Raw genomic sequence first — 13,883 nt, 5'->3', positions numbered from 1 at the left:
TCATGCCTTAGCCACATCGTTCCTTGCCGTACAACCAAGAATAACATCATGAAAAACAACACTTTCCTCGCTCCACAATTTCCTGCCACCACCGTGGGAGCGCGCTGAGATGGCCGGCTCCAGCCTGCTGGCCCTGCTCGACGACATCGCCAGCATCCTCGACGACGTTTCCCTGATGACCAAGGTGGCCGCCAAGAAGACGGCCGGCGTGCTCGGTGACGACCTGGCCCTGAACGCGCAGCAAGTGGCCGGCGTGCGCGCCGAGCGCGAACTGCCCGTCGTCTGGGCCGTCGCCGTCGGTTCGCTGAAGAACAAGGCCATCCTCGTGCCCGCCGCGCTGGCCATCAGCGCGTTTGCCCCATGGGCCATCACGCCGCTGCTGATGGTGGGCGGCGCCTACCTGTGCTTCGAGGGCTTCGAAAAGATCGCGCACAAATACCTGCACCCGGACGACAGCCACAAGGCCGAACTGGCGCAGGCGCTGCGCGACCCGCAAGTCGACCTGGTGGCGCTGGAAAAGGACAAGATCAAGGGCGCCATCCGCACCGATTTCATTTTGTCGGCGGAAATCATCGTCATCGCGCTGGGCACGGTGGCCGCGGCCACCTTCGCCGAACAGGTGGCCGTCGTCGTCGGCATCGCCCTCATCATGACGGTGGGCGTGTACGGCCTGGTGGCCGGCATCGTCAAGCTCGACGACGCGGGCTTTTACCTGGCGGCGCGCAAGGGCGCGGGCGCGCTGATGGACGGCGTGCGCGGCTTTGGCCGCATGCTCGTGTCGGCGGCGCCGAAACTGATGAAGTTTCTCTCCGTGGTGGGCACCCTGGCCATGTTCATGGTGGGCGGCGGCATCCTGACGCACGGCTGGCCGTGGGCCAGCGGCATGCTGCACCACGTCGAGGAAGCCGTCGGCGGCGTGGCCGGCATCGGCCCCGTGCTGGCGGCCGTCACGCCCAGCCTGATCAACGCGGTGGCCGGCCTCATCGCCGGCGGCCTGGTGCTGGCCGGCGTCACGGCCGTGTCGGCTTTGTTGCGCATGATCAAGCCAAGCAAATAAGCTTTCTGGTCTGATGGAGCGGCAGGCGCATCCGTGCCTGCCGCCCCGGCCATGCCGGCGGCGCCCGCTGCCCATGGAGACCCTATGCATGCTCCCCCCGCCCCACGCCCCAGCAGCGCCTTTATCGGCGCCTCCTGGGCGGCATTGCTGATCGGCATCGTCACCTATCTGTCCGGCTTGTGGAACGCCACGATGGCGCTCAACGAGAAGGGCTATTACTTCACCATCCTCATGTATGGCCTGTTCGCCGCCATTTCGCTGCAAAAATCCGTGCGCGACCGCAGCGAAGGCATCGCCGTGACGGGCATCTATTTCGGCCTGTGCTGGATCTCCGTGCTGCTGGCCTTGCTGTTATTGACTGTCGGCCTATGGAACGCTAATCTGCAAAACAGCGAAAAAGGGTTTTATGCCATGGCGTTCCTGCTCAGCCTATTTGCTGCCGTGGCCGTGCAAAAGAATGTGCGCGACGTGGCGCGCGCCTCGGCCAGCACACCCGCCGAGCTGCCGGGAACTTAAACACCAGCGGCGCGTCTATTCCTGTATCCATGTCGGGAGAGGATGATGGGCGACCAGCAGAAACGTTTGCAGATGGCGCTGGAGGCGGCGCACATGGCGATCTGGGATTCGCGTATCGTCGCTGGCCAGGTCATCGACGGCACGGTCAGCTGGTCGGCCAAGGGCGCCACCTTGCTGGGCCTGGAAGAACGGGCGCTGACGCAGCCATTCCGCAGCTTTCTCGATTGCGTGCACGCCAGCGACCGCGACAAGGTGGTCAACGTGCTGCAGGACGGCGTGCGCCGGCGCGGCGGCTACGCCCTGCAATACCGCGTCGTCTGGCCCGACGGCAGCGAACACTGGCTGGCGGCCAAGGCGCACATCTTCATGGATGCCGGCGGCCGGCCCGACCGCACCCTGGGCATCATCTGGGATATCACCGAGCACATGGCGCGCGAACTGATGATCGCCGAGCGCAAGGAACTGGCCGAAGTGACGCTCAGCTCCATCGGCGACGGCGTCATCACCACCGATCCGCAGGGCAAGACGCGTTACCTGAACCGGGTGGCCGAGCAATTGACGGGCTGGAGCAACGAGCTGGCGCAGGGCCTGGACATCGGCCTGACCATGCCGCTGGCCGATGAACGCACGGGCGAAGCACGCGAGCACGTGGCCATGCGCTGCCTACAACAGCACCAGGCCATCGGCATTTCACCCCGCTCGCAACTGGTCACGCGCGACGGGCGGCGCATCGCCGTCGAGGAATCGGCCGCACCCATCTGGTCGCGCGACGGCCACATCCTCGGCGCCGTCGTCGTGTTCCGCGACGTCAGCCACGAGCGCAAGCTGAGCCAGGAACTGTCGTGGCAAGCCACGCACGATACCCTGACGGGCCTGATCAACCGGCGCGAATTCGAGCACCTGGTGGCCGGCGCCCTGCGCACGGCCAAGCAGGATGGCCACGCGCATGCGCTGCTGTACCTGGACCTGGACCAGTTCAAGGTCATCAACGACACTTGCGGCCACGGCGCCGGCGACGTGCTGCTGCAGCTGCTGACCAAGATGCTGCAGGGGCGGATGCGCGACAGCGACATCCTGGCGCGCCTGGGCGGCGACGAACTGGGCGTGCTGCTGCCGCACTGTCCGCTCGAACACGCGCGCCTGATCGGCGAACAGCTGCGCCAGTCCGTGCGCGATTTCCGTTTCGCCTGGGACGAACGCAGCTTCGAGCTGGGCGTGAGCATCGGCATCGTGGAAATCAGCCAGGACAGCAAGTCCATGAGCGAGCTGCTGAGCGCGGCCGACCAGGCTTGCTACCTGGCCAAGGAGCAGGGCCGCAACCGCATCCATATCTATCAGGAGTCCGATGTCATGCTGGCGCAGCGGCATGGCGAAATGCTGTGGATCTCGCGCCTGAACGAAGCGTTCGCCCACGACTATTTCCGCCTGTACGCCATGCCCATCGTGCACCTGCACGACAGCCCGGAACACCACGACGAAGTGCTGATCCGCATCCGCAACAGCAAGGGCGACCTGATCTTGCCGGGCGCCTTCATCCCGGCCGCCGAACGCTACGACATGATGCTGTCCATCGACCGCTGGGTCATCCGCGCCGTCTGCGCGCATATCCAGAGCGTGCGCGACAGCCTGCCGCCGTTGGCCGCGCTGGCGGAAAGCCGGCGCCGCGCACCGGCCCTGTATTCCGTCAACCTGTCGGGCATGTCGCTGGCCGATGCCGGCTTGCACGACTACATCACCGAGCAATTCGTGGCATTCGCGATTGCGCCCGAGCAAATCTGCTTTGAAATAACGGAAACGGCCGTCATCGCCAACCTGCCCAAGGCACAAGTGTTCATGCGCCAGCTCAAGGCCTTGGGCTGCCGCTTCTCGCTCGATGACTTCGGCAGCGGCTTTTCCTCGTTCGGCTACCTGAAAGCCCTGCCCGTCGACTATTTGAAGATCGACGGCGTCTTCGTGCGCGACATCGCCACCAATGCCATCAACCGCGCCATGGTCAAGGCCATCAATGAAGTGGGCCACGTGATGGGACTGGAAACGGTGGCCGAATACGTGGAAGACGCGGCCACCCTGGCCGTCATCCGCGAACTGGGCATCGACTACGCGCAAGGCTACGCCGTGGGCAGCCTGCGGCCGCTGACGGCGGGCGCAGATTAAGCGCCGACGGCAACCAATATCTTTAAAACAATGCCGCATTGCTATCGCTAAATGCGTGCAAGCACGACCAATCTTGAGGATTTTGATCTACATCAATAAATTTGCGCAGGCGACTCCTTACACTGATCTCCATTCTTGCAATCGTGCAAGTCTTACTCACCAATTGCCTATTTAACTGATCAGGAAGCCGCGACCATGCGACAAAATTTGCCAGTGACTAACCGTGAAGTCCTCGTCTTGGACGATCAGGCCATCGTGTCGAAAACGGATATGAACGGCAATATCGTGTATGTGAACCCCTACTTCAGTCAGGTCAGCGGTTTCAGCGAGGCCGAGCTGCTCGGTTCGCCCCAGAACATCGTGCGCCACCCGGACATGCCGGCCGAAGCGTTCGCCGACCTGTGGACCTCGATCCAGGCCGGCACGCCGTGGACGGGCCTGGTCAAGAACCGCTGCAAGAACGGCGATTTCTACTGGGTGCGCGCCAACGTCACGCCCATCCGCGAAGCGGGCAAGACCATCGGTTACATGTCCGTGCGCGTCAAGGCGGACAAGGACCAGGTCAAGGCCGCCGAAGAAGCCTACGCGGCCATCCGCAACAAGGAAGGCGGCAACATCGTCATCAAGAACGGGCAGATCGTGCGTCCGGGCCTGGCGCACCTGCTGCACAGCCTGACACACATGTCGCTCAACCTGCGCATCTGGGCCGCCACCTCCATCGTCAACTGCCTGCAACTGCTGGTGTGCGTCATCAGCCTGTTCGCCAGCGGCGGCCAGATCACCAATTACGCCATCTTCGGCGCCACCCTGTTCGGTTTCCTGATCAACGTTTTCCTCTGGTACACCTTGCGCATGTCCGTGCTCAAGCCGCTGGGCAAGGCCCTGAACGGCGCGCGGGCCATTGCCGCGGGCGACCTGTCGGGCAGTTTTGAAACGGAGAGCACGGATGAAGTGGGTCAACTGCTGCGCGCGCTGCAACAGATGAACAGCAACCTGATCGCCACCATCCGCGACGTGCGCATCAACGTGGAAACCATGGCCGTGGCCACCAAGCAAATCGCCGTCGGCAACATGGACCTCTCGGGCCGCACGGAATCGCAGGCCGCCAGCCTGGAAGAGACGGCCTCGAGCATCGAGGAATTCTCGTCGACGGTGAAACAGAACGCGGACAACTCGGTGCAGGCGAATGAACTGGCCGTGGCCGCCTCGAAAGTGGCCGTGCAGGGCGGCGAGATCGTTTCCGAAGTGATCACCACCATGGACGAGATCAACACCTCGTCGAAGAAAATCGTCGACATCATCGGCTTGATCGAAGGCATCGCCTTCCAGACCAACATCCTGGCCTTGAACGCGGCCGTGGAAGCGGCCCGCGCCGGCGAGCAGGGCAGGGGCTTCGCCGTGGTGGCGGGCGAAGTGCGCAACCTGGCGCAGCGCTCGTCCGTGGCAGCCAAGGATATCAAGCAACTCATTGAAATTTCCGTCGGCAAGGTGGGCGCCGGCATGCTGCAGGTCAACCGCGCCGGCGCCACCATGGAACAGGTGGTCAGCTCCGTCAAGCAGGTGACGGCCATCATGCAGGAAATTTCCATCGCCTCGCGCGAACAGAGCATCGGCGTCGACCAGGTCAACCAGGCCATCGCCCATATGGACCAGGTGACGCAGCAGAACGCGGCCCTGGTGGAAGAAGCCGCCGCGGCCGCCACGCGCCTGGCGGAAGAAGCGGCCAGCCTGTCGCAAGCCGTGAGCCTGTTCAATTTCGGCAAGATGCCGCCACCGCGCCGCGTCGCCATGCCTGGCGGCAAGTCTGGCGCCGCGAACGCCGGCAAGCCCGCCATGAAACGCCTGGCCGCCTAAACCTTTCAAGACTTTACACACACCATGCCTACACTACTCAGCAGTGCTTCCGCCGACCTGGACGCCGTCGTCGAATTCGACCCGGTCATCATCGGCAAGATGAGCCAGTCCGGCCCGCGCTACACGTCCTACCCGACCGCCGACCGTTTCAATGCGGAATTTGGCTACGGCAACTTCCTCGAAGCGCTGGCCGCCCTGCGCATGCGCGGCGGCCGCCGTCCCCTGTCGCTGTACGTGCACGTACCGTTCTGCGACACCCTGTGCTACTACTGCGCCTGCAACAAGATCATCACGAAAGACCGCAGCAAGGCGGCCACCTACCTCAGCTATTTAAAGCAGGAAATCGCCATGCAGGGCAAGCTGTTTGCCGGCATGAACCAGATCGAGCAATTACACTTCGGCGGCGGCACGCCCACCTACCTGAGCGAAAAGCAGATGGATGAACTGATGGCGCATTTGCGCCAGCATTTCGAATTCGCTTCCGATGAAGACGGCGAATATTCGATCGAGATCGACCCGCGCACCGTGTCGCGCGAACGCGTGTTTTCGCTGCGCGCGCAAGGTTTCAACCGCATCAGCCTGGGCGTGCAGGATTTCGACGCCGACGTGCAAAAAGCCGTCAACCGCATCCAGCCCGAGGCGGAAACGGTGGCCATCATGCAGGCGGCGCGCGACGCGGGTTTCCGCTCGATCAGCATCGACCTGATCTATGGCTTGCCGAAGCAAAACCTGGACACCATGACGGAAACCCTGCGCAAGGTGATCAACGCCAGCCCCGACCGCATCGCCCTGTACCACTACGCGCACATGCCGCACCTGTTCAAGCCGCAGCGCCGCATCCTCGACGCGGACATGCCCGACAGCGCCACCAAGCTGGCCATGCTGGGCCTGTGCATCGCGCGCCTGACGGCCGCCGGCTATGTGTACATCGGCATGGACCATTTCGCCAAGCCAACGGACGACCTGGCCGTGGCGCAGCGCCAGGGCCGCTTGCACCGCAATTTCCAGGGATACTCCACGCGCGCGGAGGCGGACCTGATCGCCTGCGGCGTGTCGGCCATCAGTTCCGTCGGCGCCGTGTACAGCCAGAATGAAAAGACGCTCGACGCGTATTACGAAAAGCTCGACGAAGGCGTGCTGCCGATCACGCGCGGCATCAAGCTCGATACGGACGATTTGTTGCGCCGTATCATCATCCAGATGCTAATGTGCAATTTCGAATTGTCGATCGCCACCATCGAGCAGGCGCACCCCGTCAAATTCCGCAGCTATTTCGCCGCCGAACTGGACAAGCTGCGCGAACTGGCGCGCGACGGCTTGCTCGTCATCGAGGAAGACTGGCTGACGGTGACGCCGAAAGGGCGCTTGTTGATCCGCAATATCTGCATGGTCTTCGACCGCTACCTGACCCTGGCGCGCGCCAATACGGCGCCGGACGCGGTGCAGCCGCTGCGCTACTCGAAAACGGTGTAACGCCACGCGATGAACGCCCTGAGCCTCGTGCCCATGTTCCTGGTCGGCCTGGCCGGCAGCGTGCACTGCATCGGCATGTGCGGCGGCATCGTGGGCGCCCTGTCGCTGGGCGGTGGCACGCCCGCACCCGGCCGTCCCGTGATTGCCATCGCCGTGGCGCGCCCGGCGCTGCAGACCACCTTGCCGGCGAACGTGCTGCGCGTGCTGGCCTACAACGGCGGGCGCATAGTCAGCTACATGCTGGCCGGCGCCCTGGCCGGCAGCCTGGCGGGCGCCGGCATGCTGCACCTGGCGTCCCTGCAAGTGGCCGGCTACTGGCTGGCCAACCTGATGCTCGTCGCCCTGGGCCTGTACCTGATGGATGCCTGGCGCGGCCTGGCGCACCTGGAAGCGGCCGGCAACGTAATCTGGCGCCGCGTGCGCCCCCTGTTAAAGCCGCTGATGCCGATGGATACGCCGTTCAAGGCGCTGGCCGTGGGCGGCCTGTGGGGCTGGGTGCCGTGCGGCATGGTCTACAGCGCCCTGCTGACGGCCATGATGCAAGGCTCGGCCCTGAACGGCGCGGCCGCCATGGCCGCCTTCGGCCTGGGCACCCTGCCCACCCTGCTGGGCATGGGCTTGCTGGGCACGCGCCTGCGCGCGCAGATGCAGCGCCGTCCCGTGCGCATCGCCAGCGGCTTGCTGGTGCTGGGCTTTGGCGTGCTGGGCCTGCTGCGCGCCGCCAACGGCGTGTCGCTGGGCTGGCTCGACGCCCTGTGCGTCACGGGCCATCCATGAAAAGACGCATGAAAACAAACCCATGAATGCTGTGTTAAAACCGTCCGCCTGCTTCCATTGCGGCTTGCCCGTCCCCGTCGGCTCCAGCTGGCACGTCACCATCGACGACGTGCCGCGCGCCATGTGCTGCCCCGGCTGCGAAGCGGTGGCGCAAACCATCGTCGACATCGGCCAGAGCGCGTATTACCGCGACCGCGACGAATATGCCGTCAATGCGGCTGACGCCACCCTGGTGCCGCCCGAGCTGCGTCTGTACAGCAATGACGACGCGCAATTCGCGCGCGACGCCAGCAGTTGCGAAGCGACCCTGTCCGTCGAAGGCATCCGCTGCGCCGCCTGCGTCTGGCTGATCGAGCGTCAATTGACGCGTTTGCCCGGCGTGCAGGCGGCCAGCCTGAACGTCGCCACGGAGCGCCTGTACGTGCGCTGGAGCCGCGCCGAATGCGAACCGGGCGACATCCTGCAAGCCGTGCGCCAGGTCGGCTACACGGCCTATCCCTACGATGCCGTGCGCCATGGCGAGCGCCTGCAAAAGGCCAGCAAGACCCTGGGCCGCCAGCTGTTCGTCGCCGGCCTGTCGATGATGCAGGTGATGATGTATGTGGCGCCCGCCTACCTGGCCGAGGATGGCACCCTGGATGACAATATGGCCAGCCTGATGCGCTGGGCCAGTTTGCTGCTGACCTTGCCGGCCATCTGCTATTCGGCCATGCCCTTCTTCCAGGGCGCCTGGGCCAGTTTGCGCGCGCGCACCCTGGGCATGGACGTGCCCGTGGCGCTGGGCATCCTGGCGGCGTTTTTCGGCAGCGTGGTGGCGACCTTTACGGGCCGCGGCGAGGTGTATTACGACTCGGCCACGATGTTCATCTTCCTGCTGCTGTGCAGCCGCTATTTCGAGCTGCAGGCGCGCCGCAAGGCCGCCTCGGCCCTCGAGCGCCTGCAGCACGCCTTGCCCGCGTCCGCGTCGCTGATGGCGGGCTTCCCGGACGACCGCGCCACCACCCTGGTGCCAGCCGGCAGCCTGGCCGTCGGCGACGTGATTCTGGTCAAACCGGGCGAGGCGATCGCCGCCGACAGCGTCATCATCGAAGGCACGAGCGCGCTCGATCTGTCGCTGCTGACGGGCGAAAGCGCGGCACAACGGAGAAAAACGGGAGAGCGGGTGCCGGGCGGGGCGATCAACGCCAGCGCGGCGCTCATCTTGCGCGTGCTCAAACCGGCGCGCGAAAGCACCCTGTCCGATTTATTGAAACTGATCGAGCGGGCCGGCAGCGGCAAGCCGCAGATCGCCCAATGGGCCGACAAGGTCGCCGCCTGGTTCGTGCTGGGCCTGCTGCTGTTTGCCATCGCCGTGTTCGCCTTCTGGAGCTGGCATGACCCGTCGCAAGCGTGGCCCGTGGCCATCGCCGTGCTGGTCGTGTCCTGCCCCTGCGCGCTGTCTCTCGCCACGCCGACGGCGCTGGCGGCCGCCACCGACAGCCTGCTGCGGCGCGGCGTGCTGATCGTCCAGCCGCATGTGCTGGAAACCTTGCACCGCGCCACCCACATCGTCTTCGACAAGACGGGCACCCTGACCCTGGGCCGGCCCGTGCTGCGGCAAACCGAGGGGCTCGGCAGCATGGGCGAGGACGCTTGCCTGCAGGTGGCCGCCGCGCTGGAAGCGGGCAGCGCCCATCCGCTGGCGCAGGCCATCCTGGCAGCGGCAGAAGAGTTGCCAAAACAGTTGCTGCGCGCGCATGCGGAACAATTGCAAGAAGTGCAAGGCCAGGGCCTGGAGGGCATCGTCGACGGCGTGCGCTACCGCCTGGGCAATGCGGCCTTTGTCGCCGCCCTCGCCGGGCCGCCGCTGGGCGACACGGCCGTCGGCATGCAGGGCATGACGCCGCTGTACCTGGGCACGCAAGGCCGCTGGCTGACGCGCTTTTTACTCAGCGACGCGTTGCGCCCGGAAGCGGCTGACGTCGTCGCGTATTTCCACCGGCGCGGCAAGCAAGTCGTGCTGCTCAGCGGCGACCAGGAAGCGCTGACGCAAAGCGTGGCGACGGAACTGGGCATCAACACGGCATGCGGCGAATGCCTGCCCGATGAAAAGCTCGATTTCGTCCAGCAATTGCAGGCCACGGGCGCCGTGGTGGCGATGGTCGGCGACGGCATCAACGACGCCGCCGTGCTGAGCGGCGCCGACGTGTCCTTCGCCATGGGTTCCGGCGCCGCGCTGGCGCAGGCGCATGCGGACACGGTGCTGCTGTCGAGCCAACTGGTTTCCGTGCTCGACACGGCGAAAACGGCGGCGCGCAGCATGCGCATCATCCGCGAAAACCTGGGCTGGGCAACCCTGTACAATCTGACGGCCATCCCGGCCGCCGCGCTGGGTTTCCTCAACCCCTGGCTGTCCGGTGTCGGCATGGCTGCCAGCTCGGCCGTCGTCATCGCCAACGCCCTGCGCCTGCGGAAAGTCTAATGGAAGCTCTCTACCTCCTCATCCCCTTAAGCGTCGTGGTCGTCTTCATCGCCCTGTGGGTGTATTTCACGGCCTCGGACAGCGGCCAGTTCGACGACCTCGTCGGACCGGGCCTGCGCGTGCTGCAGGACGACGATACGCCGGCCAAGCCCGCGCCCGGCGAACCGCCGGCCTGACTTTTTCCCACGCAATACGCTGACGCCCGCCAGCGCCAGCAAGCGTCTTTTGACACAGGTCAAGCAGCGCTTGCAGGGATCTTGCATGGCTTTTTTGATCGAAATATCACTTTATTTCGATGCCACTTCGCTACGCTTATTTCATCCGGGGAATTTTGATCCACATCAAAGTTTTTTCCCGGTCAAACACTTACTCTCTGGCCACCATCATAAATAGTAATTCCAGGGAGAGTCTTTGTGGATCAATCGCTGAACTATAACTACAAGATCGTGAAGCAATTCGCGGTCGCTACTGTGGTATGGGGCATCATCGGCATGCTGGTTGGCGTTATCATCGCCGCTCAGCTGGCCTGGCCTGCCCTGAACCTCGACATACCATGGCTGACATACGGACGCTTGCGTCCGCTGCACACGAATGCGGTGATTTTCGCCTTCGGCATCTGCGGCCTGTTCGCTACTTCGTACTACGTTGTACAACGCACCTGCCAGGTGCGCCTGTTTTCCGACAAACTGGCCGCCTTCACGTTCTGGGGCTGGCAAGCGGTGATCCTGTGCGCCGTCGTCACCCTGCCCTTGGGCATGACACGCGGCAAGGAATACGCGGAACTGGAATGGCCTATCGCCATCCTCATCGCCGTCGTCTGGATCGCCTACGCCATCGTTTTCTTCGGCACCTTGATCAAGCGCAAGGTCAAGCACATCTACGTGGCCAACTGGTTCTTCGGCGCCTACATCCTGGCCGTGACGATTCTGCACGTGGTCAATGGCGCCGTCATGCCAGCCTCGTTCACCAAGTCGTATTCCGCGTATGCGGGCGTGCAGGACGCCATGATCCAGTGGTGGTACGGCCATAACGCGGTGGGTTTCATCCTGACCGCCGGCTACCTGGGCATGGTGTACTACTTCATCCCGAAACAGGCCGAGCGCCCCGTGTACTCGTACCGTCTGTCGATCGTCCACTTCTGGGCGCTGATCTTCACCTACATGTGGGCGGGTCCGCATCACCTGCACTACACGGCATTGCCTGACTGGACGCAATCGATCGGCATGGTCTTCTCGCTGGTCCTCCTGGCACCAAGCTGGGGCGGCATGATCAACGGCATCATGACCCTGTCGGGCGCCTGGCACAAGCTGCGCACCGACCCGATCCTGAAATTCATGATCGTTTCGCTGTCGTTCTACGGCATCGCCACCTTCGAAGGTCCGATGATGTCGATCAAGACCATCAACTCGCTGTCGCACTACACCGACTGGACCGTTGCCCACGTGCATGCGGGCGCCCTGGGCTGGGTGGGCTTCATCACCATGGGTTCGATCTACTACCTGCTGCCGCGCCTGGCGGGCCGCACGCAGATGCACAGCACGCGCCTGGTCGACGTGCACTTCTGGGTGGCCACCATCGGCATCGTGCTGTACATCGCCGCAATGTGGATCGCCGGCGTGATGCAGGGCCTGATGTGGCGCGCGGTCAATCCGGACGGCACCCTGACCTACACCTTTGTCGAGAGCGTGAAAGCGACGTATCCGTACTACGTGGTGCGCGTGGCCGGTGGCCTGCTGTACCTGTCGGGTATGTGCATCATGGGCTACAACACCTGGATGACGCTGCGCGGCAGCAAACTCCCCGTCGCCCGCATTCCGGAACTGAACGCGGCGCACGCCTGATAGGAGCGAAAGCAAATGAAATTTTCACATGCATGGATTGAAAGAAACCCCTGGCTGCTGATCGCCCTGGTCACGGTGGTGATCAGCATCGGCGGCGCCGTCGAGATCGTCCCCCTGTTCTTCCAGAAGAGCACGACGGAACCCGTCGCCGGCCTGAAGCCGTACTCGCCGCTGCGCCTGGCGGGCCGCGACATCTACGTGCGCGAAGGCTGCTACAACTGCCACTCGCAGATGGTGCGTCCGCTGCGCGCGGAAACGGAACGCTATGGCCACTATTCGGTCGCCGGCGAATTCGTCTACGACCGTCCGTTCCAGTGGGGTTCCAAGCGCACGGGGCCCGACCTGGCCCGCGTGGGCGCGCGCTACAGCGACGAATGGCACCGCACGCACTTGAACAACCCGCGCGACGTGGTGCCCGAATCGAACATGCCGTCCTACCCCTGGCTGGCGAAGACCAAGCTGGTGCCTGACGACATCATGCCGAAGATGCGCGCCCTGAAACGCCTGGGCCAGCCGTACAGCGATGAAGAGATCGCCGCCGGCCCCGCGCAGCTGCAGGACAAGACGGAAGAAGACGCCCTGGTCGCCTATCTGCAAGGCCTCGGTACATTAATCAAAACAAGGAATTAGCATGGCAATCGAAAACCTGTTTGACAGCGCCAGCAGCGTCATGACGGTGGTTTCCTTTACGACGTTCGTGGGCATCCTGTGGTGGACGTTCAGCCGCAGCAACAGCGACTTCGACGCGGCGGCACGCCTGCCGTTCGCCGACGACGCGCTCGACTATCCGGCCGAGGCCGAGATGACCCTGGCGAAGGAGCATAACCATGGCTGACTTTACCAATGGCTTCTGGAATATCTACATCATCGTGCTGTCCCTGCTGGGCATCATCGGCTGCGGCGTGCTGCTGTACTCGCAGTCGAAAATCAAAGTGGTCGAGGGCGCCCCTGCTGACGGCACCACGGGCCACGTCTGGGACGAGGACTTGAAGGAACTCAATACGCCGATGCCGCGCTGGTGGATGTGGTTGTTCTACATCACCATCGTCTTCTCGCTGGCCTACCTGTTCCTGTATCCGGGCCTGGGCAACTATGCCGGCAGCCTGGGCTGGAAATCGACGGGCCAGTACGAGGAAGAGCTGAAGAAGGCGGAAGCCGACTACGGTCCCCTGTTCAACAAGTACCTGAGCCAGGACTTGAAGACGGTGGCCGCCGATCCGCAGGCGCAAGCCATCGGCCAGCGCCTGTTCCTGACCTACTGCGCGCAATGCCACGGTTCGGATGCGCGCGGCAACAAGGGCTTCCCCAACCTGACGGACAAGGACTGGCTGTATGGCGGCGAACCCGACATCATCAAGACCACCATCATGCACGGCCGCAATGGGCAAATGCCACCGATGGGCGCCGCCCTAGGGTCCGAAAAGGATGTCGAGAACGTGGCCCATTATGTGCTGAGCCTGTCCGGCTCGACCTCGGATCCCGTCAAGTCGGTGCTGGGCAAGGCCAAGTTCGGCGCCTGCATGGCCTGTCATGGCGCCGATGCCAAGGGTAACCAGATGCTCGGCGCGCCAAACCTGACGGACAAGACCTGGCTGTACGGCGGCAGCGCCGACACCATCATGGAAACCGTACGCAAGGGACGCAGCAACACCATGCCGGCCTTCAGCGATTTCCTCGGCGAATCCAAGGTACACGTGCTGTCGGCGTATGTCTGGAGCCTGTCGAATCCGCAGGCACCCGCAAAGTAAAA

Annotated in this window: 12 protein-coding genes; all 12 read left to right on the top strand. The window is 63.9% G+C overall.

Annotation, left to right across the window (positions count from 1 at the left end; genetic code table 11):
* Positions 1 to 109: 109 nt before the first annotated feature.
* On the top strand, positions 110 to 1,057 hold the full coding sequence (locus O0881_RS19805; RefSeq protein WP_251349665.1) for a DUF808 domain-containing protein: 948 nt from the start codon (positions 110 to 112) through the stop codon (positions 1,055 to 1,057).
* A gap of 84 nt (positions 1,058 to 1,141) precedes the next feature.
* Complete coding sequence (yiaA, locus tag O0881_RS19800; RefSeq protein WP_289912616.1) at positions 1,142 to 1,573, top strand: inner membrane protein YiaA; 432 nt, start codon at positions 1,142 to 1,144, stop codon at positions 1,571 to 1,573.
* A gap of 42 nt (positions 1,574 to 1,615) precedes the next feature.
* Positions 1,616 to 3,727: an EAL domain-containing protein gene (locus O0881_RS19795; protein WP_289912615.1), complete on the top strand. Its 2,112-nt coding sequence runs from the start codon at positions 1,616 to 1,618 to the stop codon at positions 3,725 to 3,727.
* A 195-nt stretch (positions 3,728 to 3,922) separates the two neighbouring features.
* A complete protein-coding gene (locus tag O0881_RS19790) occupies positions 3,923 to 5,581 on the top strand; it encodes a PAS domain-containing methyl-accepting chemotaxis protein (protein WP_289899735.1) in 1,659 nt (552 codons plus the stop codon).
* Positions 5,582 to 5,605: 24 nt separating this feature from the next.
* Positions 5,606 to 7,054, top strand: a complete 1,449-nt coding sequence (gene hemN, locus O0881_RS19785) for an oxygen-independent coproporphyrinogen III oxidase (RefSeq protein WP_289912614.1) — start codon at positions 5,606 to 5,608, stop codon at positions 7,052 to 7,054.
* Positions 7,055 to 7,063: 9 nt separating this feature from the next.
* Positions 7,064 to 7,831 carry a sulfite exporter TauE/SafE family protein gene (locus O0881_RS19780; RefSeq protein WP_289912613.1) on the top strand — a complete coding sequence of 256 codons (768 nt, stop codon included), beginning with the start codon at positions 7,064 to 7,066 and terminating at the stop codon, positions 7,829 to 7,831.
* Between the two features lie 22 nt (positions 7,832 to 7,853).
* Positions 7,854 to 10,292, top strand: a complete 2,439-nt coding sequence (locus tag O0881_RS19775) for a heavy metal translocating P-type ATPase (protein WP_289912612.1) — start codon at positions 7,854 to 7,856, stop codon at positions 10,290 to 10,292.
* Positions 10,292 to 10,468 carry a cbb3-type cytochrome oxidase assembly protein CcoS gene (gene ccoS, locus O0881_RS19770; RefSeq protein ID WP_251349659.1) on the top strand — a complete coding sequence of 59 codons (177 nt, stop codon included), beginning with the start codon at positions 10,292 to 10,294 and terminating at the stop codon, positions 10,466 to 10,468. Before O0881_RS19775 ends, ccoS begins: the two co-directional genes overlap by 1 nt.
* 237 nt (positions 10,469 to 10,705) lie before the next feature.
* On the top strand, positions 10,706 to 12,133 hold the full coding sequence (gene ccoN, locus O0881_RS19765) for a cytochrome-c oxidase, cbb3-type subunit I (protein ID WP_034782722.1): 1,428 nt from the start codon (positions 10,706 to 10,708) through the stop codon (positions 12,131 to 12,133).
* Between the two features lie 15 nt (positions 12,134 to 12,148).
* Positions 12,149 to 12,763 carry a cytochrome-c oxidase, cbb3-type subunit II gene (gene ccoO / locus O0881_RS19760; protein ID WP_070278467.1) on the top strand — a complete coding sequence of 205 codons (615 nt, stop codon included), beginning with the start codon at positions 12,149 to 12,151 and terminating at the stop codon, positions 12,761 to 12,763.
* A 1-nt stretch (position 12,764) separates the two neighbouring features.
* Entirely contained in the window at positions 12,765 to 12,968 is a 204-nt protein-coding gene (locus O0881_RS19755) for a cbb3-type cytochrome c oxidase subunit 3 (RefSeq protein WP_034782719.1), read from the top strand.
* Positions 12,961 to 13,881, top strand: coding sequence for a cytochrome-c oxidase, cbb3-type subunit III (ccoP, locus tag O0881_RS19750; RefSeq protein WP_070278469.1), 921 nt, complete (start codon positions 12,961 to 12,963; stop codon positions 13,879 to 13,881). Before O0881_RS19755 ends, ccoP begins: the two co-directional genes overlap by 8 nt.
* The last annotated feature ends 2 nt before the right edge of the window (positions 13,882 to 13,883 follow it).

The sequence above is a fragment of the Janthinobacterium sp. SUN100 genome, assembly GCF_030397705.1.
Lineage (GTDB): Bacteria > Pseudomonadota > Gammaproteobacteria > Burkholderiales > Burkholderiaceae_D > Janthinobacterium > Janthinobacterium kumbetense.
The sequence above is the reverse complement of the archived record's forward strand: the minus strand, read 5'-3'. Positions and strand labels throughout refer to the sequence as shown.

What these genes read in the sequence shown, in the direction of transcription:
- O0881_RS19805 (WP_251349665.1), top strand. Translation starts at nt 110, where the DNA reads ATGGCCGGCTCCAGCCTGCTGGCCCTGCTCGACGACATCGCCAGCATC.
- yiaA (WP_289912616.1), top strand. Translation starts at nt 1,142, where the DNA reads ATGCATGCTCCCCCCGCCCCACGCCCCAGCAGCGCCTTTATCGGCGCC.
- O0881_RS19795 (WP_289912615.1), top strand. Translation starts at nt 1,616, where the DNA reads ATGATGGGCGACCAGCAGAAACGTTTGCAGATGGCGCTGGAGGCGGCG.
- O0881_RS19790 (WP_289899735.1), top strand. Translation starts at nt 3,923, where the DNA reads ATGCGACAAAATTTGCCAGTGACTAACCGTGAAGTCCTCGTCTTGGAC.
- hemN (WP_289912614.1), top strand. Translation starts at nt 5,606, where the DNA reads ATGCCTACACTACTCAGCAGTGCTTCCGCCGACCTGGACGCCGTCGTC.
- O0881_RS19780 (WP_289912613.1), top strand. Translation starts at nt 7,064, where the DNA reads ATGAACGCCCTGAGCCTCGTGCCCATGTTCCTGGTCGGCCTGGCCGGC.
- O0881_RS19775 (WP_289912612.1), top strand. Translation starts at nt 7,854, where the DNA reads ATGAATGCTGTGTTAAAACCGTCCGCCTGCTTCCATTGCGGCTTGCCC.
- ccoS (WP_251349659.1), top strand. Translation starts at nt 10,292, where the DNA reads ATGGAAGCTCTCTACCTCCTCATCCCCTTAAGCGTCGTGGTCGTCTTC.
- ccoO (WP_070278467.1), top strand. Translation starts at nt 12,149, where the DNA reads ATGAAATTTTCACATGCATGGATTGAAAGAAACCCCTGGCTGCTGATC.
- O0881_RS19755 (WP_034782719.1), top strand. Translation starts at nt 12,765, where the DNA reads ATGGCAATCGAAAACCTGTTTGACAGCGCCAGCAGCGTCATGACGGTG.
- ccoP (WP_070278469.1), top strand. Translation starts at nt 12,961, where the DNA reads ATGGCTGACTTTACCAATGGCTTCTGGAATATCTACATCATCGTGCTG.